Here is a 23673-nt window from a genome sequence, read left to right on the forward strand (position 1 = left end):
AAGAGACGGCATAGGATTGACGATCCATGGCGAAAGTTCTGGCGGGCCTGATGCTGGGCCTTGTGCTGGCCGTCGCCCAGCCGAAGCTTTCGGCGGCGGCGGGCCTCGTGGCGAATGTCAGCATATCCTCGCAGACAATGACCGTGACCCATCGCGGCCAGGTGAAATACCGCTGGAAGGTCTCCACCGCGCGCAAGGGCAAGGTGACGCCGACCGGAAGCTGGAAGGCGAAGTGGCTGTCGCGCGACCATCGCTCGAGCCGCTACGACAACGCGCCGATGCCCTACGCGATCTTCTACAGCGGCAACTACGCCATCCACGGCACCAACCAGGTCAGCCGTCTGGGCAGGCCCGCCTCCGCCGGTTGCGTGCGGCTCAACACGCGCAACGCGGCCATCCTCTTCAGGCTCGCCCAGAAGGAGGGGCTGAGGAACATGCGCGTGGTCGTCCGGCGCTAGGGCAGTTCAGGTTTTCACCGACACACACCCTCCACCACTTCGTGGTCCCCCTCCCCCCAAGAAAATGGGGGAGGATCCACGATGCGACCGGCCGCGACGCCGGTTCCTCCCCTGCGGAGCGGGGATCCGAAGGACGGGCGAGACAAGCGGCTCGCCCTGAAGGACCGCGCGAAGCGTGATGGAGGGGGCGTTCCAAGCGACGATTCCATTTCATCTGGAAACGCCTAGATCGTCTCAGGCCTTGCCCGCAGCGCCGCCGCCAGCCTTGCGGACTCCGTCGCAGGGAGGACCCGAGGTCGCGAACCGCCGCGGCGCTCGATCCCTGTTCGTTTACGGGAAGATAGTCCGAAGGGCCGGAGGGCGCGCCGTTCGCAGGGGCGATCCCGCCTCGTCCGGACATGCCCCGGTCACTCCGGGCTGGCGCGGGTCGCCGGATCGAATTCCGGCTGTTCGGCCTCCTCGGTGGGCTGCTCGGTGAAGCCCTTCAAGCCCGAGACCTCCTCCACGTCGCGCGGGATTTCGAGCGGGCTCGCGACATAGGCGGCGACGAGCCGGGCGACGGAGATGAGCGCGTGCAGGTGGATGCGCTCGTAGCCGTGCGAGGCGTCGACGCCGAAGGCGACCAGCGCGGTGCGCACGTCGTGCCCGGCCTCGATGGCCGAGGCGGAATCGGAGCGGTAGTAGCGGAAGATGTCCTTCTGGAAGGGAATGTCCCCGTCCCGGCAGAGATCGACCAGCTTCTTGGTCAGGTGATAGTCGAAGGGACCCGCCTGGTCGGCCATGGCGATGGTGGCGCCGAATTCGGACGAGTTCTGGCCGGGTGCGGACGTGCCGTTGTCGATCGTCACCATGGAGGCGATCTCCGGCGTGACGATGGAGGCGGCGCCCACGCCGACCTCCTCGGCGATGGTGAACAGCCAGTGGATGTCGACCGGCGTCCTCACCTTGTCGCGCTCCAGCGCCTCGATCGACGCGAGCGCGATCGCCACGCCGGCCTTGTCGTCGAGATGGCGCGCGTTGATGAAGCCGTTGTCCAAAAATTCCGGCTGCGTGTCGACGGCGACGAAATCGCCGACGTCGATGCCGAGCGCCCGGGTCTCGGCGCGCGTCTGCGTCACCGCGTCGATGCGCAGCTCGACATGGGGCCAGCCGACCGGCAGCGTGTCCACCTCCTCGTTGAAGGTGTGGCCGGACGCCTTGAGCGGCAGGATGGTGCCACGGAAGCTGCCGTTTTCCGTATAGAGCGTGACGCGCCCGCCCTCGGCGAAGCGGGCCGACCAGTGGCCGATCGGCACCAGTTCCAGCCGCCCGTTCTCCTTCACCTGCTTGACCTGCGCGCCGAGCGTGTCGAGATGGGTGACGACCGCGCGGGCCGCCTTCCGCCGGCTGCCCTGGCGCACGGCGCGGATCGCGCCGCGCCGCGTCAGTTCCGGCGTCAGGCCGAGCCGCTCCAGCTCCTGCGAACAATAGCGCACCACCTGGTCGGTGTAGCCGGTGGGGCTGTCGATCGAGAGCAGCGCCTTCAACTGGCGGAGGAGATAGGCTTCGTCGATTTCCAACGCCCGACCCTCTACATCTTGCCGAGCGCGTGGGCGGCGGATTTCTGGCCCGACAGCGGAAACAGGAGGTCGAGAAAACGCTCCGCCGTCGGCTGCGGCTCGTGGTTGGCGAGGCCGGGACGCTCGTTGGCCTCGATGAAGACGTAGTCCGCTTCACTCGGCGAGCGCACCATGAAATCGACGCCGACCACGGGAATGTCGATCGCGCGGGCGGCCTTGCAGGCAGCGTCCACCAGCTTCGGATGGACGATGCCGGTGACGTCGTGGATGGAGCCGCCGGTGTGGAGATTGGCGGTCTTGCGGACGACGATGTCCTCGCCCTGCGCCGGCACGCTGTCGAGGGCGAAGCCGGCACTTGCCAGGCAGCGCTCGGTCTCGCCGTCGATCGGGATCGTGCTTTCCCCGCCGGTGGCGGCGGCGCGGCGGCGCGACTGGCTCTCGATCAGGCTGCGGACGTCGCGGCGGCCATCGCCGACGATATGCGGCGGACGGCGGACGGCTGCGGCGACGAGGCGGAAATCGATCACCACGAGGCGAAGATCCTCGCCGTCGAAACAGGCTTCCACGAGCACGCGGTCGCAGACCTCGCGGGCATTGGCGACGGCGCGCTTCAGATCCTTCATCGTCTCCAGCCCGACGGCAACGCCCCTGCCCTGCTCACCGCGCGCCGGCTTGACGACGACGCGCCCGTGCTCCTTCAGGAAGGCGGCGAGCGCCTCTTCGTCGCCGTCGAACGCCATCTGCTCGGGCACGAGCAGACCGGCGCCCTCGACGACGCGGCGCGTCACCGCCTTGTCGTCGCAGATCGACATGGCGACGCCGGAGGTGAGCTCGGAAAGGCTTTCGCGGCAGTGAACCGAGCGGCCGCCCTGCGAGAGACGGAAGAAGCCGCCTTCCGCGTCGGTGATCTCGACATGCACGCCGCGGCGGCGCGCCTCGTCGACGATCAAACGCGCATAGGGGTTGAGCGCATCGTATTCGGCGAGCGGGCGGGCGAAGAGCTTCTCGTTGATCGGGTTCTTGCGCTTGACGGCGAAGACCGGCACGCGGCGGAAGCCGAGCTTCTCGTAGAGCGAGATTGCCTGGGCGTTGTCGTGCAGCACGGAAAGGTCCATGTAGTGCGCGCCCCGCGCGGCGAAGTGCTCGGCGAGCCGCCGGACCAGGAATTCGCCGATGCCGGGATGGCGCGCCTGGGGGTCGACGGCGAGGCACCAAAGCGAGGAGCCGCTCTCCGGATCCTCGAAGGCGCGGCCGTGGTCGATGCCGGTCACCGTGCCGATGATCTCGCCCGAGGCTTCGTCCTCGGCGACGAGATAGGTGATGGCGCGGTTGTCGCGGTTCGACCAGAAGAAATCCGGGCTGACGGTGACCATGCCGCGCGCGGCATAGATGCGGTTGACCGCGCGCGCATCCGCCTCCGAGGACAGCCTGCGGATGAAGAAGCCGCGCGGCTGGCGCCGGCTCGACCGGTAGGTGGCAAGGTCGAGCCTGAAGGTGTGCGAGGGGTCGAGGAAGATCTCCTGCGGCGCCATGGCGAGCAGCACGTGCGGATCGCGCACGTAGAAGGCGATGTCGCGGCGCTCCGGCCCTTCCTTGCGCAGCGCGTCGACCAGCTCGGATGGCTTGTCGAAGGTCTGCGCGAAGATCAGCCGGCCCCAGCCGCAATCGACCGAGGCGGCGTTCTTGCGCGCCTTCGTTTCCGATTCCGAGAGCCCCATGGGCGGCTTCATCGATTCCGAGCGCAGCCTTTTCAGGCGATGCGCCAGCGCCTTGTCCGAGCGGCCGCGAACAGGCTTCTCCTCTCCATTGTTCCTGGCCATCACCTTATATCCCATGAGTCTGCATCCACATTTCGAGAAGCCCGACCTGCCACAGCTCGGAGCCGCGCAGCGGCGTGATGTGGTCGGAAGGCGCCGCGAAAAGGCGTTCCAGATAATCCTCGCGGAAGATGCCGCGCTCGCGCGCGGCGCGCGAGGTCAGCGCGTCTCGCACCATTTCCAGATAGGGACCGTCGACATATTTGAGCTGCGGGACGGGGAAATATCCCTTCTTGCGGTCGATCACCTCGTGGGGAACGACGAGCCTGGCGGCGTCCTTCAGCACGCCTTTGCCGTTGTCCTTGAGCTTTTCCTCGGGCGGGATCTTCGCGGCGAGCTCGACCAGTTCATGGTCGAGGAACGGCACGCGCGCCTCCAGCCCCCAGGCCATGGTCATGTTGTCCACCCGCTTCACCGGATCGTCGACCAGCATGACCTGGCTGTCGAGCCGAAGCGCGGCATCGACCGGGGTGTCGGCGCCGGACATGCGCAGATGCGCGGCGACCAGATCGCGGCTGAAATCCTCGTCCGCCAGCCACTCCGGATTGACGTGCTCCTTCAGCTTCTCGTGCGAGCGGTCGAAGAAGACGCGGGCGTAGTCGCTGGTCACGTCGTTGGAACTGGCGAGCGGCGGATACCAGTGATAGCCGCCGAAGACCTCGTCGGCGCCCTGTCCCGACTGGACGACCTTGATATGCTTCGAGACTTCCTGGGAAAGCAGGTAGAAGCCGACATTGTCGTAGGAGACCATCGGCTCGGACATCGCCGCGAAGGTGCCGGGAAGCGCCTCCATCAGCCGGTCCGAGGGCACGAAGATCTTGTGGTGGTCGGTGTCGAAATGCCTAGCGATCAGGTCCGAATAGACGAATTCGTCGCCCTTCTCGCCATTGGCTTCCTCGAAGCCGACGGAAAAGGTCATCAGCCCGTGCTGGCCCTGCTCGGCGAGGAGGCCGACGATCATCGAGGAATCGACACCGCCCGAGAGCAGCACGCCGACCGGGACATCGGCCACCATGCGCCGCTTGACGGCGGTGCGCAGCGCGTCGAGCACAAGGTCGCGCCATTCCTGCGAGGAGAGCCCGGACATCGAGGCGTCGCGCTCATAGGGCGGGTTCCAGTAGACGGTGTCGGCCTTGCGGCCGTCGGGCTCGATGACGCGGATCGTCGCCGGCGGCAGCTTCCTGACGCCGTTGACGATGGTGCGCGGCGGCGGCACCACGGCATGGAAGGAGAGATAGTTGTGCAGCGCGCGCCGGTCGATCGACGTGTCCACGTCGCCCGCCTTCAGAAGCGCGGGCAATGTCGAGGCGAAGCGGATCGCGTGCGGCGTCTCGGAAAGATAGAGCGGCTTGATGCCGAACCGGTCACGCGCCATGACGACGCGGCCGCTGTCGCGCTCGTGGATGACGAAGGCGAACATGCCGAGGAAGCGGTTCACGCACTCCTTGCCCCAGGCATGCCACGCCTTGAGGATCACCTCGGTGTCGCCGTGGGAGAAGAAGCGGTAGCCCTTGCCTTCGAGCTCGCGGCGCAGCTCCGGGTAGTTGTAGATGCAGCCGTTGAACGCGATGGTGAGGCCGAGCTCCGCATCGACCATGGGCTGACGCGCCTTCTCGGACAGGTCGATGATGCTCAGGCGCCTATGCGCCAGCGCGGCATTTCCATGCATCACCAGGCCGGAGCCGTCCGGCCCGCGTGGCGCAATCGCGTCCATCATCCTTGCTTGAGCCAATGCCGAGGGCTGCGCCCCGTCGAAACGTATTTCTCCGCAAATTCCACACACGGTTCCGGCCGAACCCTCCGTTGTTGTTTACTTTGGATCGCTATTAGTTATATATCTGATCATTAGATGTCAAATTATTGGTCACGCCCATGACGCTGCAGCCGATGAACGCCGAGCACTCGCGGAGGTTCCGCGCAACCGAAATGAAAGCACTGGAAAAGTCGATCCGCCGCATCGTGCGCGCGCACGACCTGCAGTCGAAGGCGCTCGTCAAGGCGAGCGGACTGACGGCGGCGCAGCTCGTCCTCATGAAGGGAATTTCGGAGCTTGGCGAGGTGACCTCGGCGGCACTTTCCGCCTATGCCGACATCAGTCCCGCCACAGTCGTCACCGTGCTCGACAATCTGGAGGAGCGCGGGCTCATCCAGCGCTACCGCTCGGGCAGCGACCGACGCATCGTGCACACAAGGCTGACCGAGCGCGGCGCCGAAATGGTCCGCCAGGCGCCCGAACCGCTCGGTGCCGCCTTCGCCGCCCGGTTCTTCGCGCTCGAGGAAAGCGAGCGCCGGACCATGGTCGCAAGCCTGATCCGGCTCGCCGACCTGATGTCGAGCGCGGCGCCGGCGGCGGTGGAGGAGAAGCGGGGGTAGGATTTGGGCGGCAGCCTCAATTCCCCCTTGACGCTCCCCTCATTCGGCCGCTTCGCGGCTACCTTCTCCCTGGTGGAGAAGAGGAAGGCGGCCTTCACGAGCGAAGCGGAGGCCGGTGAACGGCCTACTCGGCCGCGTGGCGCACCGTCGTCCGCCGCGTCTCGACGTTCTTCGCGGCGAGGTTCATCTCCCAGGACAGCGCGCTGGCGACGATCGAATCGAGATCGTCGAGCTTCGGCGCCCAGTTGAGCTCACGCCGCGCGCGATCCGAATCGGCGACGACGGCGGCCGCGTCTCCCGGTCTTCGCCCGGCATAGTCCACCGTGAAATCGCGACCATGCACGCGCCTGACGCTGTCGAGCACGTCGAGCACCGAGTAGCCGTGGCTATAGCCGCAATTGGCGACGAGATTGGCGCCGCCGTCGCGCAGCCGCACCAGCGCCAGCCGATGTGCCGCCACGAGATCGCTGACATGGATGTAATCGCGGATGCAGGTGCCGTCGGGGGTTGGATAGTCCGTGCCGAAGACCTGCATGGACAGCCGCTTGCCGAGCGCGGTCTCGCTCGCCACCTTGATCAGATGCGTCGCGCCCGGCGTGGACTGCCCGGTGCGGCCGCGCGGATCGGCGCCCGCGACGTTGAAATAGCGCAGGGCGGTGTAGCGGATACCGTAGGCGGCGGCGGCGTCGCGCAGCATCCATTCGCTCATCAGCTTGGAGCGCCCATAGGGCGATTCCGGCTTCAAGGCCACGTCCTCGCTGACCGGCTCCATGCCCGTCGCGCCATAGACGGCTGCGGTGGAGGAAAAGATGAAGTTCCGGACCTTGCCGCGCACGGCGGCCTCGATCAGCGAGCGCGTCCTCGAGGTGTTGTTGTCGTAGTAGGCGAGCGGGTCGGCGACCGATTCCGGCACCACGATGGAGCCGGCGAAATGGACGATCGCGTCGACGCCGTGTTCGGCGATCAGCTCGCCGACCAGCCGCGCGTCGCCGACGTCTCCCACGACGAGCTTCGCTTCCGGAGCAACCGCCCAGTCGAAGCCCGTCGACAGGCGGTCGAGCACGACGACCTCCTCGCCGGCGTCCAGCAGTTCCCAAACCATGTGGCTGCCGATATAGCCGGCGCCGCCCGTCACCAATACGGCCATCTTGCCGCTCCCGCCTTTTTCCTGTTTCGCAGGCCCGTCCGGCGACTTGCGGTCGCTCGGCGATACCTGTCCCTGCCGTTGCGGAGAGCCTGCGCGGCAAAAGCTGAAGAAAGGGTAGGAACTCCCGTTCCGGCGGCTGAAGGACGGGCCGTTTCGCGCTATAGGGTTTGCGAGCGGTCAAGAACGTCAATCAAATTTGAGCCAATCTCGCTTTCGACGTTCCGACGTGGCATTTTGACCGCAAGCCATGCGTGGACGCGGGGCGCCTGAATGTCTATTCTCGCGTCGAAATCCAGGATGACGATATGGACTATCAACGTTTTTTCGACGAGGCGATCGACCAGCTCCACGCCGAACGGCGCTATCGGGTGTTTGCCGATCTGGAACGCAAGGTCGGTTCCTTCCCCACCGCCATCTGGCGCGCCAATGGCGAAGCGCGGGATATAACGGTCTGGTGCTCGAACGACTATCTCGGCATGGGCCAGCATCCCGACGTCGTGGCGGCGATGCAGCGCGCGGCCGGGCAGATGGGCTCCGGCGCCGGCGGCACGCGCAACATTTCCGGCACCAACCACCCGCTGGTCGAGCTCGAGCTGGAACTCGCCGACCTGCACGCGAAGGAAGCCGCCCTCGTCTTCACCTCGGGCTTCGTCTCCAACGAGGCCGCCATCTCCACCATCGCCCGGCTGCTGCCGGACTGCCTCATCCTGTCCGACGAATTGAACCACGCCTCGATGATCGAGGGCGTGCGCCGCTCGGGCGCGGAAAAGAAGATCTTCCGTCACAACGACGTCGCGCATCTGGAAAGCCTGTTGCAGGCCGCAGGCCGCGAACGCGCCAAGCTGATCGTCTTCGAGAGCGTCTATTCGATGGACGGCGACATCGCGCCGATCGAGGCGATCGCCGATCTGGCGGATAAGTACAACGCCATGACCTATATCGACGAGGTCCATGCGGTCGGCATGTATGGCGCGCGCGGCGGCGGCATCACCGAGCGTGACGGCCTCGCCCACCGCATCGACGTGATCGAGGGCACGCTCGCCAAGGCGTTCGGCACGCTCGGCGGCTACATCACCGGTACGCGCTCGGTCATCGACGCGGTGCGCTCCTACGCGCCGGGCTTCATCTTCACCACCGCCCTGCCGCCGGCGATCGCCAGCGCGGCGGTGACCTCGATCCGGCATCTCAAGGGGTCGCAGGGAGAGCGTGACGCGCAACAACGCCAGGCACAGCGCACAAAGGACGTGCTCGGCGAGGCCAGTCTGCCGGTGATGCCGTCGGAAACGCATATCGTGCCGGTGCTCGTCGGCGACCCGGAACTCTGCAAGATGGCGAGCGACCGGCTGCTCGGCAAGCACGGCATCTATATCCAGCCGATCAACTACCCGACCGTGCCGCGCGGCACTGAGCGGCTGCGCATCACGCCGACGCCGTTCCACTCCGACGAGCTGATCGAAACGCTCAAGGAAGCCCTCATGGAAACCTGGCAGGCGCTTGGCATTCCCTTCCGAGACGCGACCACCCAGCCGCAGGTGGAAAAGACCCACCGCGTCATCCCGCTCGTGGTCTCGAAGTCCGGCGGCTGAGACCGCCGGCCTACGCCGTCTCGATCCAGCGCGCCAGCCTTTCGGCAGCCTCCTCGACAAGGTCGAGGCGGCGGTGGAAGCACAGCCTGAAGAACGTCTCCCCGCCCGGGCCGAAGGCGGTGCCAGGCGCCAGTCCGACATTCGCATTGTCGACGATGTCGAAGGCGGCCCGGCGCGTGTCGCTCACCCCGTCGACGGCGAAGAAGAGGTAGAAGGCGCCCGCAGGCGCCGTCACCTTCACCCGGCCCGTCCCCGCCAGCCTGTCGCAGACCACGTTGCGTGCCTTCCGCGCGCGATCGACCTGCTCGGCGATGAAGCCGTCGCCATGGTCGAGGGCCGCGGCCGCGCCTTTTTGCAGGAAGGCAGGAACGCCGGAATTCGAATACTGGATCAGGTTCTCGAAGACCTGCTGCAGCGCGGGATGCACCTTCAGCCAACCGACCCGCCAGCCGGTCATCGCCCAGTTCTTCGAGAAGCTGTTGACGAAGAGGATGCGGTCGTCCGGCTCCATCACGTCGAGAAATGACGGCGCGCGGCGACCGTCATAATGAAACAGCGAATAGATTTCGTCGGCGATGATCCAGAGGCCGTGACGGCGCGCCACGTCGAGGATCGCCGCGAGCGTGTCGCGGTCGGCGACCCAGCCTGTCGGATTCGACGGGGAATTCACGAACAGCGCCTTCGTCGCCGGAGTGACGGCTGCCTCGATACGCGCCACGTCGCAGGACCAGCCATTGTCGGAACGATCCAGCACCACAGCTACCGGCCTCGCCCCGGCGACGCCGACTGCGGCGGCGAAATTCGGCCAGGCGGGGCTCAGATAGACGAGCTCGTCGCCGGCGCCCGCCACCGCGTCAATCGCGAGCCGGATCGCATGCATGCCCGAGCCCGTGACGACGAACTCCTCGCTGGCGAAGCCGCGGCCGAAATGCCGCGCATAGTAGCGCGCCAGCGCCTCGCGCAATTCGGGCACGCCGCGCTGCCACGTGTAGAAGGTCTCGCCGGCATTCAGCGCGGCGGTCGCCGCCTCCGAGATGAAACCGGGCGTCGGAAGATCGCCCTCGCCCGCCCACAGCGGTATGAGGTCTTCCTTCGCGCGGCCATGGTTGACGACGGCGACGATGCCGCTTTCGGGCGCAAGACGCGCGGCGGCACGCAGATGATCGAGCTGGGACATCGGGATCCGTTCAAGACAAAGCCCCGGCCTTGGCGACCGGGGCTTCGAACGACTAGCCCGACTGCTATTTCTTCGCAAGCAGGTCGCGGATTTCGGTCAGAAGCTGGACGTCGGGTGCAGGCGGCGCCGCTTCGGCCTCCTTCTGCTTCTCGAGACGCTTGCGCATGTTGTTCACCGCCTTGACCATCAGGAAGATGATCCAGGCAAGGATCAGGAAGTTGATGACGACCGTGATGAAATTGCCGTAGGCGAAGACCGCGCCCTGCTCGCGCGCCGCCGCCAGCGAGGTCGCCGTCACGTTCGCGGACAACGGCAGGAAGTAGTTCGAGAAGTCGAACCCGCCGAAGATCGCACCCACGATCGGCATTATGATGTCGTCCACGAGCGAACTGACGATGAGACCGAACGCTCCGCCGATGATGACACCGACGGCAAGGTCCATCACGTTGCCCCGGGCGATGAATTCCTGGAATTCCTTGATCATCCTGCTCTCCTCAAGAATATCGGCCAGCCGGCAACCGAAAAACCGCTGGTTGCACGAGTCGCTAGTCGCTGTCCGCAAGCGGACAATAGCAAAAACAACGGTTTCGATAAGCAGGAAAGAGCATTGTTCAGTGAAAACAAGAACCGGCACGCGTCTTTCCTATTGATATCAAGACGAATGGACAGGCCGGCCGAGCTGTGATTGCCTGCCGACAGGAACTGCCCCTCGCGGGCTCGGGAGGTTGAAGCCTGGTGCACGGCTGGGTCGTCATCATAATCGCGATCGCCTATGTGACGCTGCTCTTCGCCATAGCCAGCGTCGGCGACCGCCATGCGGCCAGGCACGGACCGGGCCCGGCGCGGCCCTATATCTACGCGCTCAGCCTCGCCATCTACTGCACGTCATGGACCTTCTTCGGCTCGGTCGGGCTTGCGAGCGAGCGCGGCTTCGAATTCCTGACGATCTATATCGGTCCGGTCCTGGTCTTCATCTTCGGCTACCCGCTGCTGGTGCGGGTCATCAAGCTCGCGAAGACCGAGAAGATCACCTCGATCGCCGATTTCCTCGGCGCCCGCTACGGCAAGAGCTTCGCGGTCGCCGCGATCGCCACCATGATCGCCATGTTCGGCACGGTTCCCTACATCGCGCTGCAATTGAAGGCGATCTCAAGCTCGGTCAGCCTGATGGTCGAGCACTATAACGGCGCGCCGCCCTCCTTCGATTTCATCATCGGCGACATCTCGCTCGCGGTCGCTTTCCTGCTGGCGCTCTTCGCGATCCTCTTCGGCACTCGCCACGCCGACGCCACCGAGCACCAGGACGGCCTGATCCTCGCCGTCGCGGTGGAATCGATCGTCAAGCTGGCCGCCTTCCTGGCCGTCGGCATCGGCGTGACGTTCTTCATGCTCGGCGGACCGGGCGATCTCTATTCGATGCTGAGCGCCAACGCCCAGGTGACCGCCGCCTACAATTACCCGACCTCGCTCGCCACCTGGATCGTGATGACGCTTTTGAGCGGGATCGCGATCATCATGCTGCCGCGCCAGTTCTACGTGACGGTCGTCGAGAACCGCTCGGAGCAGGAGCTGCGCAAGGCGAGCTGGCTGTTTCCGCTCTATCTGGTCGCGATCAACCTCTTCGTGATTCCCATCGCCTTCGCCGGGGTGAGCGTGCTCGGCACGGAATCGAACGCCGATCTCTACGTCGTGTCGCTGCCGCTCGAATACGGGCACGACATGCTCGCCATGCTCGCCTTCATCGGCGGCCTCTCCGCGGCGACGGCCATGGTGATCGTCGCCAGCGTCGCGCTGTCGATCATGATTTCCAACGACCTGGTGCTGCCGCTGTTCGTCCGCGGCATATTGAAGCCCGAGCTTCAGGAGACGGAGGACTGGACGAAGGTCATCCTCAACGTGCGGCGCGCGGCGATCTTCGTCGTCCTGTTCGCGGCTTTCCTCTACTATCGCGAGACGACCACCAACACGCGGCTCGCCTCCATCGGCTTGATTTCCTTCGCGGCCGTCGCCCAGTTTGCGCCGTCCTTCTTCGGCGGACTGATCTGGCGCGGCGCCAATGCGCGCGGCGCATTGATCGGCATGAGCTGCGGCATCACCGTCTGGGCCTACACGCTGCTGTTTCCCTCGCTCGCGCCGCCGGACACGGAAATCCTCGTCACCGGCCTCTTCGGCATCGAAGCGCTCAGGCCGCAGGCGCTGTTCGGCACGGTCGGCGAGCCGCTCAACCATGGCGTGATATGGAGCCTTTCGCTCAACACGCTCTTCTTCATCCTCGGCTCGCTCTCGCGCGCATCCGTTCCGCTGGAGCGCATCCAGGCGGCGATCTTCGTGCCGCGCGACACCAATCCGATGCCGAGCCTGCGCCGGTTCCGCACCACGGTGACGGTCAACGACCTGAAGGACACGATCGCCCGCTATCTCGGCGTCGAGAGGACGGAGCGCTCCTTCCAGAGTTTCCAGAAGCAGGAAGGACGGCCGATCAACGGCAACGAAGCCGCCTCCATGGCCATGATCCGCTTCTCCGAGCAGCTTCTGGCAAGCGCCGTCGGCTCGTCCTCGGCGCGGCTGATCCTCTCCCTGCTCTTCCAGCGCAATGACAGCAATCCGCGCGGCGCGCTGCGCCTGCTCGACGACGCCTCGGAGGCGCTGCAGCACAATCGCGACCTGCTGCAAACGGCACTCGACCAGATGGAGCAGGGCATAACCGTCTTCGATCAGGATTTCCGGCTCACCTGCTGGAACCGGCAATACCGCAAGCTGTTCGACCTGCCGGACGAGATGGGCCAGGTCGGCGTTTCGCTGGCCGGCATTCTCGGCCACCTGGCGCAGCGCGGCGACATCCCACGCGAGGCGGTCTATACGACGCTCAACCGGCTCACCGGCTTCGGCACGCCCTGGCAGCTCGAGCTGCGGACCAGCGGCCGCATCATCGAGCTGCGTTCGAACCCGATGCCCGACGGCGGCATCGTCGCCACCTATACGGACATCACCGCGCGCGTGCAGGCGGAGCTCGCCATCAAGCGTGTCAACGAGACGCTGGAGCAGCGCGTGGTCGACCGAACCGCCGAACTCACGCGCGTCAATGAAGAGCTGGCGCTCGCGCAGATGCTGGCCGAAGAAGCCAATCTCGGAAAGACGCGCTTCCTCGCCGCGGCCGGCCACGACATCCTCCAGCCGCTCAATGCCGCGCGCCTCTATTGCTCGGCGCTGCAGGGGAGCGTCGGCAAGGGCAAGACCGCCGAAGCCGTCGGCAACATCGAATCCTCGCTGGAATCGGTCGAATCGATCCTCGGCGCGGTGCTCGACATATCGCGGCTCGACACGGGCGCGATGAAGCCGGTCGATTGCGTCTTCCGGCTCAACGGTCTGCTGCGCCAGATCGAGACCGACTTCCAGCCGATGGCGGCGGCGAAGGGCCTCGACCTGCGGATCATTCCTTCCTCGCTCGCTGTGGAGACGGACCGCAACCTGTTGCGCAGGCTGGTGCAGAACCTGGTCTCGAACGCGGTGAAGTACACGCGCAAGGGCCGCATCCTGGTCGGCGTGCGCCGGCGCGGCGCGCTTCTGGAAATCCAGGTGATCGACACCGGCATCGGCATAGAGGCGGACGAGCTGAACACCGTCTTCCGCGAGTTCACGCGGCTTCAGGACGGCGTACGCGAAGCGCAGGGACTCGGACTCGGCCTTTCTATCGTCGATCGCATCGCCCGCGTGCTGAGGCTCGAAATCCGCATCGAATCCCACAAGGGCAAGGGCACGCGCTTCTCCGTGCTGCTGCCGGTGGCGCAGGCCCAGGACGGCGCAGGCATGGCCGAGATACGCCCGTCGGTACGTTCGAACGCGATGCTCGACGGCGTCAACGTGCTTTGCGTGGACAACGACGCCCGTATCCTGCAGGGCATGCGCCTGCTGCTCGAAGGCTGGGGATGCCGGGTCTCCACCGCCACAGGCTCGGCGGAGCTGGACGAGCCGGGCGCAGATCTGCCGCGGCCGGACGTCGTGCTTGCCGACTATCATCTCGACGCCGAGAACGGTCTCGACGTCATCGTCGCGCTCAGGGCGCGCTTCGGTGCCGAGCTTCCGGCGGTGCTGGTCACCGCCGACCGTTCGAACGAGATGCGCGCGGCGGCGGCCGAACTCGACGTTGCGGTCATCAACAAGCCGGTCAAGCCCGCCAATCTGCGGACCGTGCTTACGCGCTACCGCAAGATGCTCTCGGCCGCCGAGTGACGGCGATCATTCCAGCGCGGTGATCGGCTCGGCGCCGATCTTGGAGAGCCTGATGACCGCCTGCGTGCGGCTGTCGACGCCGAGCTTCTGCAGGATCGCGGAGACATGCGCCTTGATGGTCGCCTCCGACACGTTGAGCTCATAGGCGATCTGCTTGTTCAGAAGGCCTTCGGCGAGCATGCCCAGCACCCGGTTCTGCTGCGGCGTCAGCGTCTGCAGGCGGCGGATAAGGTCGGAAATGTCGGGGTCCGCCTCCTCGCCGAGGTCGATGCCATCCGGCGCGACCACACCGCCCTCGATGACCGCGGACACCGCCCCGCGGATCGCTTCCATGCTCGCCGATTTGGAGATGAAGCCGGACGCGCCGAGCTCCAGCGCACGGCGGATGGTGGCCACGTCGTCATGCGCCGAAACGACGATTATCGGAACGGAGGGATCGAGCCCCCTCAGCGCCACCAGCCCGGAAAGGCCGCTGGCACCCGGCATGGTCAGGTCGAGCAGGATCAGGTCGATCTCGCCGCCTCCCGACATCAGCGCCTTGACCCCGTCGAAGTCGCCCGCTTCCAATATCCTCGCGCCGTCGCCCATGCCCGTAAGCGCCTGGATCAGCGCGCCGCGAAACAGCGGGTGATCGTCCGCCACGACGAATGTAAAGCCAGATGCCAATACGCTCCTCCCTTTCCCCCGAAGCAGGAATGTAGCCTTCCGCGCATCCTATCGCGAGCACGATTATGCCCCCCGGCAGGTGCAATTCAAGTGATGGCCCGCCATTCGCCGCCAGGAAGGCACACCTGAATTTTACTTGCGGGAACCATTTCCCCGGATGCAGTGTTTTTCCGGGGGAATTTCCTCGGAAACGCCTTCATGGAAGAGGTACGCCAGATAGCACGGATGTGCGTGGGCCGCGCGGTGATGTTCGGCACGCTGGCGATACTCTGCATCATGGTATCCTTCGCGTTTTCGCTTGCGCTCGCCTTTCGCGCCGGCGCCATACTGATGCTCCTGATGGCCGGGATACTGCTCATCAAGGCGCATCTGGCGCTGCGGCAGAAGCCGAAGAACACCGAGGTCTGGATCTATCTCGACGACGGCGCGCGGCCGCGCAACGACCATGCGAACCGGCTGTTCGCACGCGTGCTCCATGAGGTCTATTGCAGCTACGCGCAGACGACATTCGTGATCGCATGCTCCATGTTCGCGATCTCGCTTGCGCTGTCGGCGGTGCTGTAGGCCTCAAATTACCCCGTGGCTCACACCAATGTTCGGGCCGGACGGCCCCGTCAGGTTCTGTCGGGGGTGGGTTCCGCCGTTCCGCCGCCCTCGCGGGTTTCGGTGCCGAAATCCTTGACGATGTCCATGAAGCGCCGGAAGAAGCGTTCCATGTAGCCCAGCGATTGCTCGAATTCCTCCTCGCTCGGCAGGCCGGCGGTCGGGCTCGAGCCTTCGAGCTTCGCGACGCGTTCTTCCAGAGCCTCGATCTTTCCCAGCATTTCGTCGAGGCGGTCCTCGTAAGCCCCGCGCTCCTCGGCCGCCAGCTTGCAGACGAGCTGCGCGTTGCGCTCCTCACAGATCGACATCTGCCCGGTGACCGTGTCCATGCGGACATAGCCGTCGTCGGTCTTTTCCAGCCGATAGCGCTCGACATCCTGCGCCGACGCTGCGGGAGCCATGGCAAAGGACAGGATGGCGGCTGCCATCAGTAGCGGCTTCGACATTGTTGCCTCCTTCGAACGGTCTCGGAAAATCACCATTACTTTGCGCCGGAATTGCGGTTTGGGCTACAAAACTGTTGGCAACTAGGTTTGCCCGCCCCAGGCTCGGCTTTTCAGATGACCGTAATAAGACTATAGCCGCCGCATGAGTTCCCTGATCTACAAGATCTGCCCCGAGCCGCTGTGGCGCGAAGCCGAGCGCGCGGGCGTCTTCCGCGGCATGGAAATCGACCATGCCGACGGTTTCATCCATTTCTCCACCGCAGGCCAGGCGCGCGAAACCGCCGCGAAGCATTTTTCCGGCCAGCGCGATCTCCTGCTCATCGCGGTCGACGAGGCCCTTCTCGGCGACGCGCTGAAATACGAGGTCTCGCGCGGCGGCGCGCTGTTCCCGCACCTCTATTCCGAGCTCGACATGAAGGCCGTCGCCTGGGTGAAGCCGCTGCCGCTCGGCGAAGACGGAAGCCACGTCTTTCCGGAGCTCGAAGCATGAACAGCCTGGTCGACGCGATCGGCCGCCGTTTCCTGTTCTCGTTCGATCCCGAAACCGCGCACGGCCTTTCCATCACCGCGCTCAAGGCCGGCCTGCCTAAATGCCGCAACGTCCCCGACAGCCCGGCGCTGGCGGTGGACGTCGCCGGGCTCCGCTTCCCCAACCCGCTCGGAATGGCGGCGGGATACGACAAGAACGGCGAGGTGCCCGACGCCCTGCTCGGCCTCGGCTTCGGCTTTGCCGAGGTCGGCACCGTCACGCCGCTTGCCCAGCCGGGAAATCCCAAGCCGCGCATCTTCCGCCTCGCGGAGGACGAAGCGGTCGTCAACCGGCTCGGTTTCAACAACAAGGGGCATGGGAGCTGCCTCGAGCGGATGCACGCCCGTTACGGCAGGCCCGGCATCGTCGGCATCAATATCGGCGCCAACAAGGACAGCGCCGACCGCATCGACGACTACCGGCTCGGCGTCGAGCGCTTCGCGCCGCTCGCCTCCTATCTCACCGTCAACATCTCCTCGCCCAACACGCCGGGACTGCGCAATCTGCAATCGCGCGAGAGCCTTGCCGAGCTGCTGTTCGAGGTCACGCAGGCAAGGAATGTTGTCGCCGGCGAAAGCGGCCGCCACACGCCGATCTTCCTCAAGATCGCGCCGGACCTCGCCGACGCCGAACTCGAGGACATCGCCGCCGAGGTGACCGGCAACAAGGTGGACGGATTGATCGTCTCCAACACGACCTTGTCGCGCCAGGGCATCACCAGCCGGCAGGGCAGCGAGACCGGCGGGCTTTCCGGACGGCCGCTCTTCGTCCGCTCGACGGCGATCCTCGCCAGGATGCGCCACCTGCTCGGGCCGCAGGCGGTCATCATCGGCGTGGGCGGCGTCGATTCCACCGAGACGGCGATGGAGAAGATCCGCGCCGGGGCCGACCTCGTCCAGCTCTATACCGGCATGATCTATGCCGGCCCCGCCCTGCCCGGCCGGATCGTGCGCGGCATGGCCGACTATGTCCGGCGCATGGGCCTGTCGTCGATAACCGAGCTGCGCGACAGCAGGCTTGACCACTGGCTCGGAATATCCCCGGACGCCGCCTGACGATCAGGTGCCGAAAGCCTGGCGCGAACGCCTCGGCAGCACGGAAAGCAGGCTCAGGCCCCGCGCCAGCAGGAAAAGGTGCAGCGCGGCCCACAGCCCGTGATTGCCGAAGGCCGAGCCAAGGGCCAGCAGGCCGACGATATAGGCGGCGAAGGACAGGAGCATCATGTTGCGCATGTCCCGCGACCAGGTGGCGCCGATGAACACCCCATCCATCTGGAAGGCGAGCACGCCGCTAAGCGCGGTGAAGGCGGCCCACGGCAGGTAGATCGCCGCCGTGGCCCGCACGTCCTCGGCCGTCGTCACGACGGCGACGAGACCGGCCCCGAAAAGCAGAAACAGCGCGGTGACGAGGCCGGCGACGCAGAAGCCCCACCAGGCGGTGAGCTTCACGGCACGCGCGAATGCGGGCCGGTGGCGCGCGCCGAGCGCCCTGCCCGCGAGCTGTTCGGCGGCGGTCGCGAAGCCGTCGAGGAAGTAACCGGAGAGCAGGAAGAAATTCATCAGCACCGCGTTGGCGGCGAGCGTCAGCGTGCCGAGCTGCGCACCCTGCCGCGCGAAGAGCGCGAAGGCGCCGAGCAGCACGAAGGAACGGATCATGATGTCGCGGTTGAGCGCGAACATCGCGCCCAGCGCCTGAACGTTGGCGAGCGCGCCCCTGGCCAGCGGCGGCAGCTTGCGGAAGCGCGCGACGAGGATCGTCAGGCCGATCAGCGCCGCCGTCACCTCCGCGATCACCGTGCCCCAGGCAACGCCCGCAATGCCCCAGCCGAGCCATAGGCCAAGAATGACGGAAAACACGATGTTGGTGACGTTCAGCACGAGCTGGAGCGCGAGGCCGAGCGTTGCTTCGCCCCTGCCCAGCACGTAGCCCAGGATCGCATAGTTCGTGAGCGCGAAGGGGGCGGAAAGCAGCCGTATGAGCACATAGGTGGCCATCGCCGCGGTGACGGCCTCCTCGCCGCCGATGAAGCGCCCGCCGACTTCGGCGATCAGCGGCGCGCACAGGATGAGGAGGCAACCGAGCAGGAGCGCCACGACGAAAGCACGCCAGAACACCGCCTGCTCCTCGGGCCGGTCGCCGCGGCCATAGGCCTGCGCGACGAGGCCGGTGGTTCCCGAACGGAGGAAATTGAAGGTGGCGAAGACGACGTCGAAGACGATGGCACCGGCGGCAAGCCCGCCGATCAGCGCGGCATCGCCGAGTTGGCCGATGACGGCTGTGTCGACAAGGCCGAGCAACGGCGTCGTCACATAGGCGAGCATCATCGGCAGGGCGATGGAAAGCACCAGCCTGTTGTTGACGTCGAAGGGACGCACGGCCCCTCCCCTCGCAGCATCGTCCCGGTTCACCGCTCCCCCCTGATTTGGGCGTGGCGCGTGCCGGAGGACGCTCCAACCGCTCGCGCCGATATTCCTACGGAGCACGAGCGCGCATCGCCATGCGCCGGCGTCACCGCCGGTAGTTGAGGATGCGCAGGAGGATGAAGGCGGGAACGACGATCGCCGCGCCGAGCAGGAAATAGCTCCAGAAGCGGTAAAGCGCGTCGAAACCCAGATTCCATATCTGCAGGAAGAAGTCCCGAACGCCGTAGAGCACGTCAAACGGCGACCAGCCGAAGGCACTCATCACGATGCCGACCAGGAAGGACACGACAATCAGCTTCAGGAGGATGCGAAGTGGCGTGTCGCCGAGGAATCGGTTGATTGCGGACATTTCCTGTTCTCCAGCCGGCATCTGCCATCTCCAGATACGCGTTGTGCGCGGCCGCTTCAAGCCGGGAGGCTGGAGCGGGCGAAGGGAATCGAACCCTCGTATGCAGCTTGGGAAGCTGCCGTTCTACCATTGAACTACGCCCGCGACCGGGCAATTAATCCGCGACGAGGGGCTCGCCTGTCAAGCGGCAAGTTTCGTGCGGCAAGTTTCGTCCGGCCGCCGAGGCACGGCTTGACGCGCGGCGTTTGCCGAAGCACTTGTGCGGAAAGCTGCGACCAACGGGAACCTGCCGACGTGCCGATCATCAAAGCCGTTCTGGAATCGCGCCGCTTCGAGGCGGCCATCACCTTCCTCATCATCGTCAACGCGATAACGCTCGGCCTGGAGACCTATCCGGCGGCGGTGGCGTCGTTCGGCCCGCTTCTCTTCTTCATCGATCGTCTCATCCTCGCCGTGTTCGTCGCCGAGCTTCTCGCCCGCTTTGCCGTCTATCGCGGCGATTTCTTCAAGGATCCCTGGCGGGTCTTCGACTTCCTGGTGGTGGCGATCGCGCTCGTACCGGCCACGGGCAACCTCTCCGTGCTGCGGGCGATGCGCATCCTGCGCGTGCTGCGCCTCGTCAGCGTGGTGCCGTCGCTGCGCCGCGTCGTCGGCGGACTGGTGGCGGCGCTTCCCGGCATGGGGTCGATCGTGCTTCTGCTCGGCCTCGTCTTCTACGTCTTCGCGGTCATGGCGACGAAGCTGTTCGGAGAAAGTTTCCCCGAATGGTTCGGCGATCTCGCGTCGTCGGCCTATTCGCTGTTCGAGGTGATGACGCTCGACGGCTGGTCGTCCGGCGTCGTCCGTCCGATGATGGAGGTTTATCCGTGGGCGTGGCTGTTCTTCCTGCCCTTCATCGTGGCGACCTCATTCGCCGTCCTCAACCTCTTCATCGGTATCATCGTCTCGGCCATGCAGGAGGAGCATGACAAGACGGCGTCGCTCGAACGCTCCGAGCTCCAGAACGAGCAGGAACTGATCCTGCGCGAGATCCGCGCGCTGCGGGACGAGGTCAGGCAGTTGCGGCAGGCCACCGGTGGCGAACTCGACCGCCGATAGCGAGGCGGGCGGAAGTCAGCCGACGCGGAAGTGCTTGGAAAGCTTGAGGCCCTGCGCCTGATAGTTGGATTTCAGGTCGATGCCGTAGAGCTTTTGCGGGCGGGAAAGCATGTGCTCGTAGACGAGACGGCCGACGATCTGACCGTGCTCGAGGATGAACGGCACTTCGTGGCTGCGCACCTCGAGCACCGCGCGGCTGCCGGTGCCGCCGGCCTGGGAATGGCCGAAACCGGGGTCGAAGAAGCCCGCATAGTGAACGCGGAACTCGCCGACCAGCGGATCGAAGGGCGTCATCTCGGCCGCGTAGTCGGGCGGCACATGGACGGCCTCGCGCGAGACCAGGATGTAGAATTCGTCGGGATCGAGGATCAGCTCGCGGCTGCCGCGCTGGTAGAGCGGTTCCCAGAAATCGTGGAGATCGTGCGCGGCGCGCTTGTCGACGTCGATGACCGCCGTGTGGTGCTTGCCGCGATAGCCGATCAGCCCGTCCCCGTTGCCGGTGAGGTCGATCGACAGCGCGATGCCGCCGCCGGAAATGTTCGGCTGCTCCGCGGCCACCAGCGTTTCGGCCTGGTGCAACGCCTGCAGCTCCGGCTCGGACAGCAGCGCCTTGCCGACGCGGAACCTGATCTGCGACAGCCGCGAGCCGGCCCGCGCCACGATCGGAAATGTGCGCGGGCTCACTTCCATGTAGAGCGGGCCGTCGTAGCCCGCCGGTATCTTGTCGAATTCCTGGCCGTGATCGGCCATCACCCGGGTGAAGATGTCGAGGCGGCCGGTGGAGCTCTTCGGGTTCGCCGAGGCCGAGACGTCCTCGGGCAGCGCAAGGCTTTCGCGCAGCGGCACGATGTAGACGCAGCCGGTCTCAAGCACCGCGCCAGCCCGCAGGTCGATCTCGTGCAGCTTGAGCCGGTCGAGCTTGTCGGCCACCTTGTGGCCCGGCCCGGGCAGGAAGCTCGCGCGCACCCGGTAGGCCTTGTCGCCGAGGCGCAGATCGAGGCTCGCCGGCTGGATCTGGTCGGCGTCGAGCGGATGCGCGGCTTTCAGCGCCCCGCTGTCGAACAGGCCGGCAATGTCGCGATCCGGAAGGATGCCAGAGATACGCACGATCAGCTCCATTCTTCGAGCATGAGGTTTTAGGGTCGGACCCTAATGATCACGCCGGTTGACGCAAGCCGGCGCAAGGTCTAAAGGACCGGTTATCCCGTGGTGATTTGCCGGTCGGCTTGCAGCCACGTTAAACAAGTCGCTAAAGGGCCGAGATGAAACCGGCATGCGACTTCGCGGCCGGTTTTTTTGTTGCTTGAGGCAAGGTCTATGACAAACGACACGAAGCGCACCTGGAAGCCGGCCACGACCCTGGTGCATGGCGGAACGTTGCGGTCGGAATTCGGCGAAACGTCGGAAGCGATATTTCTCACGCAAGGGTTCGTCTACGATACGGCCGAGGCTGCCGAGGCGCGCTTCAAGGGCGACGAGCCGGGCTTCGTCTATTCGCGCTACGCCAACCCCACCAACGACATGTTCGAGAAGCGCATGTGCCAGCTCGAAGGCGCGGAAGACGCACGCGCCACGGCCTCCGGCATGGCCGCCGTCGCGGCAGCGCTTCTGTGCAGCGTCAAGGCGGGCGACCACGTGGTCGCGGCACGCGCCCTCTTCGGCTCCTGTCGCTGGATCGTCGAAACCCTGATGCCCAAATACGGCATCGAGTCGACACTGGTCGACGGCACCAAGATGGAAGAATGGGAAAGGGCGATCCGCACCAACACCAAGCTGTTCTTCCTCGAAAGCCCGACCAATCCGACGCTGGAAGTCATCGACATCGCCGCCGTCGCCAAGCTCGCCAACGCGATCGGCGCGCGGGTCGTCGTCGACAACGTCTTCGCGACGCCGCTGCAGCAGAAGCCGCTGGAACTCGGCGCGCACATCGTCGTCTATTCGGCGACCAAGCATATCGACGGCCAGGGCCGCTGCCTCGGCGGCGTGGTCCTTTCCGACAAGAAATGGATCGACGAGAACCTGCACGACTATTTCCGCCACACCGGCCCGAGCCTCTCGCCGTTCAACGCCTGGACGCTGCTCAAGGGGCTGGAAACCCTGCCGCTCCGCGTGCGCCAGCAGACGGAGAGCGCCAGCCGCATCGCCGATTTCCTCGCGGAGCGTTCGGCGATCTCCCGGGTCGTCTATCCCGGCCGCAAGGATCACCCGCAGGCCGATATCATCGCCCGTCAGATGAAAGGCGGATCGACGCTTATCTGCCTCGATCTCAAGGGCGGCAAGAAGGCTGCGTTCGACTTCGTCAACGCTCTCGAAATCATCAAGATCTCCAACAATCTCGGCGACTCCAAGAGCCTGATCACGCATCCGGCGACGACGACGCACAAGAACCTCACCGACGAGGCCCGCGCCGAGCTGGGCATCACCGGCGGCACGGTGCGTCTTTCGGTCGGGCTCGAGGACGGCGACGACCTGATCGAGGACATCGAGCGGGCATTGGCGAAGGCTGCCTGAGCCGGCTCGTCAGCGCAACGTGCGCCAGGCAAGCACCACGCGCGAGATCGCGGTGTAGAAGGTGAGAGCGGCGAAAGCGTAGGCCAACGCGGCAAACCATTGCGGGAACAGGCAGAAGGCGGCGAAGAACAGGATCGTCTCGCTCGCCTCTGCCAGACCGGTGGTAAAGAACAGCGACTTCTGGCCGCGCGCCGACGTCTCCATTTTCCGCCGTTCCGCCATCACCGCGTAGGCGAGGAAGCTCGACCCGTTGACGTAAAAGGCAACGAGGAGCACCGCGCCGGCCACCGCGTTGGCGGCCGGGTCGGCAAGCACGAAGGCCATCGGGATCGCGCCGTAGAAGGCGAAGTCGAGGACGATGTCGAGATAGCCGCCGAGATCGGACTTGCCGCCGATGCGCGCCACCGCGCCGTCGAGCCCGTCGCCCAGGCGGCTTGCGAGCAGGAGGATGAGGCCGGCGAGATAGGCCCCGCCGGCGATGGCAGCGGCGGCGGCGAGGCCGACGGCGAAGGCGCCGATCGTTATCGCGTTCGCCGAGACGCCGCGACGGGCGAGGACGGCCGCGATGCGGTCAAGCATCGGATCTATTCTCGGCCTCACCCACCCGTCGAGCATCGATGCGTCCTCGCTTTTCCCAAGGCGACCATAGATCGGGCGAGGCCGCGGCGCCAATCCCGGCCCGTCACGGCCCGAACAAATTT

At 65.7% G+C, this 23673-nt stretch carries 21 protein-coding genes, 1 tRNA gene and 1 riboswitch; of the genes, 9 read left to right on the forward strand and 13 right to left on the reverse strand.

Translation table 11 applies throughout. The annotated features are described in order from the left end of the window. Nucleotides 1-26: 26 nt before the first annotated feature. Nucleotides 27-458 carry a L,D-transpeptidase gene (locus XW59_RS24570; protein ID WP_047148541.1) on the forward strand — a complete coding sequence of 144 codons (432 nt, stop codon included), beginning with the start codon at nucleotides 27-29 and terminating at the stop codon, nucleotides 456-458. A 407-nt stretch (nucleotides 459-865) separates the two neighbouring features. Here XW59_RS24570 and XW59_RS24575 read toward each other — a convergent pair whose 3' ends face one another. From XW59_RS24575 to XW59_RS24585, 3 genes are read right to left on the reverse strand one after another with little or no spacing between them, the layout of a single operon-like run. Then, complete coding sequence (locus XW59_RS24575) at nucleotides 866-2017, reverse strand: osmoprotectant NAGGN system M42 family peptidase (protein WP_047148540.1); 1152 nt, start codon at nucleotides 2015-2017, stop codon at nucleotides 866-868. 11 nt (nucleotides 2018-2028) lie between these two features. Next, nucleotides 2029-3837, reverse strand: a complete 1809-nt coding sequence (gene ngg / locus XW59_RS24580; protein WP_047148539.1) for an N-acetylglutaminylglutamine synthetase — start codon at nucleotides 3835-3837, stop codon at nucleotides 2029-2031. A gap of 4 nt (nucleotides 3838-3841) precedes the next feature. Continuing rightward, nucleotides 3842-5617, reverse strand: a complete 1776-nt coding sequence (locus tag XW59_RS24585) for an N-acetylglutaminylglutamine amidotransferase (RefSeq protein WP_047148538.1) — start codon at nucleotides 5615-5617, stop codon at nucleotides 3842-3844. A gap of 143 nt (nucleotides 5618-5760) precedes the next feature. Here XW59_RS24585 and XW59_RS24590 point away from each other — a divergent pair, with 143 nt between their 5' ends. Beyond that, complete coding sequence (locus XW59_RS24590) at nucleotides 5761-6207, forward strand: MarR family transcriptional regulator (RefSeq protein ID WP_047148622.1); 447 nt, start codon at nucleotides 5761-5763, stop codon at nucleotides 6205-6207. Nucleotides 6208-6331: 124 nt separating this feature from the next. Here XW59_RS24590 and galE read toward each other — a convergent pair whose 3' ends face one another. Continuing rightward, on the reverse strand, nucleotides 6332-7354 hold the full coding sequence (galE, locus tag XW59_RS24595) for a UDP-glucose 4-epimerase GalE (protein ID WP_047148537.1): 1023 nt from the start codon (nucleotides 7352-7354) through the stop codon (nucleotides 6332-6334). 305 nt (nucleotides 7355-7659) lie between these two features. Here galE and hemA point away from each other — a divergent pair, with 305 nt between their 5' ends. Next, entirely contained in the window at nucleotides 7660-8940 is a 1281-nt protein-coding gene (hemA, locus tag XW59_RS24600; protein ID WP_047148621.1) for a 5-aminolevulinate synthase, read from the forward strand. 10 nt (nucleotides 8941-8950) lie between these two features. Here the strand turns inward: hemA and XW59_RS24605 are convergent, their stop codons facing one another. Together XW59_RS24605 and mscL are read right to left on the reverse strand one after the other, a co-directional pair. After that, on the reverse strand, nucleotides 8951-10117 hold the full coding sequence (locus XW59_RS24605) for a pyridoxal phosphate-dependent aminotransferase (RefSeq protein ID WP_047148536.1): 1167 nt from the start codon (nucleotides 10115-10117) through the stop codon (nucleotides 8951-8953). Nucleotides 10118-10181: 64 nt separating this feature from the next. Further along, nucleotides 10182-10601: a large conductance mechanosensitive channel protein MscL gene (mscL, locus tag XW59_RS24610; RefSeq protein WP_047148535.1), complete on the reverse strand. Its 420-nt coding sequence runs from the start codon at nucleotides 10599-10601 to the stop codon at nucleotides 10182-10184. A gap of 251 nt (nucleotides 10602-10852) precedes the next feature. On the opposite strand from mscL, the gene XW59_RS24615 reads away from it, so the two are divergent. Continuing rightward, the gene (locus tag XW59_RS24615) at nucleotides 10853-14347 is read left to right on the forward strand and encodes a PAS domain-containing hybrid sensor histidine kinase/response regulator (protein WP_137327091.1); all 3495 of its coding nucleotides are present in this window, start codon (nucleotides 10853-10855) and stop codon (nucleotides 14345-14347) included. 6 nt (nucleotides 14348-14353) lie between these two features. Here the strand turns inward: XW59_RS24615 and XW59_RS24620 are convergent, their stop codons facing one another. Further along, nucleotides 14354-15013, reverse strand: a complete 660-nt coding sequence (locus XW59_RS24620) for a response regulator transcription factor (protein WP_047148533.1) — start codon at nucleotides 15011-15013, stop codon at nucleotides 14354-14356. A 198-nt stretch (nucleotides 15014-15211) separates the two neighbouring features. Between XW59_RS24620 and XW59_RS24625 the strand changes: the two genes are divergently transcribed. Continuing rightward, a complete protein-coding gene (locus XW59_RS24625; protein ID WP_047148532.1) occupies nucleotides 15212-15577 on the forward strand; it encodes a hypothetical protein in 366 nt (121 codons plus the stop codon). 50 nt (nucleotides 15578-15627) lie between these two features. On the opposite strand, the gene XW59_RS24630 is transcribed toward XW59_RS24625, so the two are convergent. Then, nucleotides 15628-16062, reverse strand: a complete 435-nt coding sequence (locus XW59_RS24630; RefSeq protein WP_047148620.1) for a hypothetical protein — start codon at nucleotides 16060-16062, stop codon at nucleotides 15628-15630. A 142-nt stretch (nucleotides 16063-16204) separates the two neighbouring features. On the opposite strand from XW59_RS24630, the gene XW59_RS24635 reads away from it, so the two are divergent. Further along, a complete protein-coding gene (locus tag XW59_RS24635) occupies nucleotides 16205-16552 on the forward strand; it encodes a DUF952 domain-containing protein (RefSeq protein ID WP_047148531.1) in 348 nt (115 codons plus the stop codon). Next, nucleotides 16549-17646, forward strand: coding sequence for a quinone-dependent dihydroorotate dehydrogenase (locus XW59_RS24640; protein ID WP_047148530.1), 1098 nt, complete (start codon nucleotides 16549-16551; stop codon nucleotides 17644-17646). Before XW59_RS24635 ends, XW59_RS24640 begins: the two co-directional genes overlap by 4 nt. Nucleotides 17647-17649: 3 nt before the next feature. On the opposite strand, the gene XW59_RS24645 is transcribed toward XW59_RS24640, so the two are convergent. The 3 genes from XW59_RS24645 to XW59_RS24655 form a co-directional block, all read right to left on the reverse strand. After that, entirely contained in the window at nucleotides 17650-18915 is a 1266-nt protein-coding gene (locus XW59_RS24645) for an MATE family efflux transporter (RefSeq protein ID WP_082137817.1), read from the reverse strand. A gap of 184 nt (nucleotides 18916-19099) precedes the next feature. Then, nucleotides 19100-19363 (reverse strand): DUF6460 domain-containing protein, encoded by a 264-nt coding sequence (locus tag XW59_RS24650; protein ID WP_047148528.1) that lies wholly within the window; start codon nucleotides 19361-19363, stop codon nucleotides 19100-19102. A gap of 70 nt (nucleotides 19364-19433) precedes the next feature. Next, nucleotides 19434-19507: transfer RNA gene (locus tag XW59_RS24655), tRNA-Gly, on the reverse strand. 150 nt (nucleotides 19508-19657) lie between these two features. Between XW59_RS24655 and XW59_RS24660 the strand changes: the two genes are divergently transcribed. Beyond that, nucleotides 19658-20461 carry an ion transporter gene (locus XW59_RS24660; protein ID WP_137327092.1) on the forward strand — a complete coding sequence of 268 codons (804 nt, stop codon included), beginning with the start codon at nucleotides 19658-19660 and terminating at the stop codon, nucleotides 20459-20461. 15 nt (nucleotides 20462-20476) lie between these two features. On the opposite strand, the gene XW59_RS24665 is transcribed toward XW59_RS24660, so the two are convergent. After that, nucleotides 20477-21574 carry a 2'-deoxycytidine 5'-triphosphate deaminase gene (locus tag XW59_RS24665; RefSeq protein WP_170990215.1) on the reverse strand — a complete coding sequence of 366 codons (1098 nt, stop codon included), beginning with the start codon at nucleotides 21572-21574 and terminating at the stop codon, nucleotides 20477-20479. 83 nt (nucleotides 21575-21657) lie between these two features. After that, nucleotides 21658-21734, forward strand: a riboswitch (SAM riboswitch). A gap of 44 nt (nucleotides 21735-21778) precedes the next feature. Between XW59_RS24665 and XW59_RS24670 the strand changes: the two genes are divergently transcribed. Continuing rightward, on the forward strand, nucleotides 21779-22972 hold the full coding sequence (locus XW59_RS24670; RefSeq protein ID WP_047148526.1) for an O-succinylhomoserine sulfhydrylase: 1194 nt from the start codon (nucleotides 21779-21781) through the stop codon (nucleotides 22970-22972). 9 nt (nucleotides 22973-22981) lie between these two features. On the opposite strand, the gene XW59_RS24675 is transcribed toward XW59_RS24670, so the two are convergent. Then, entirely contained in the window at nucleotides 22982-23587 is a 606-nt protein-coding gene (locus XW59_RS24675; RefSeq protein ID WP_047148618.1) for a CDP-alcohol phosphatidyltransferase family protein, read from the reverse strand. Nucleotides 23588-23673: the final 86 nt, after the last annotated feature.

It is taken from the genome of Aquamicrobium sp. LC103 (genome assembly GCF_001014615.2).
Classification (GTDB): domain Bacteria; phylum Pseudomonadota; class Alphaproteobacteria; order Rhizobiales; family Rhizobiaceae; genus LBCQ02.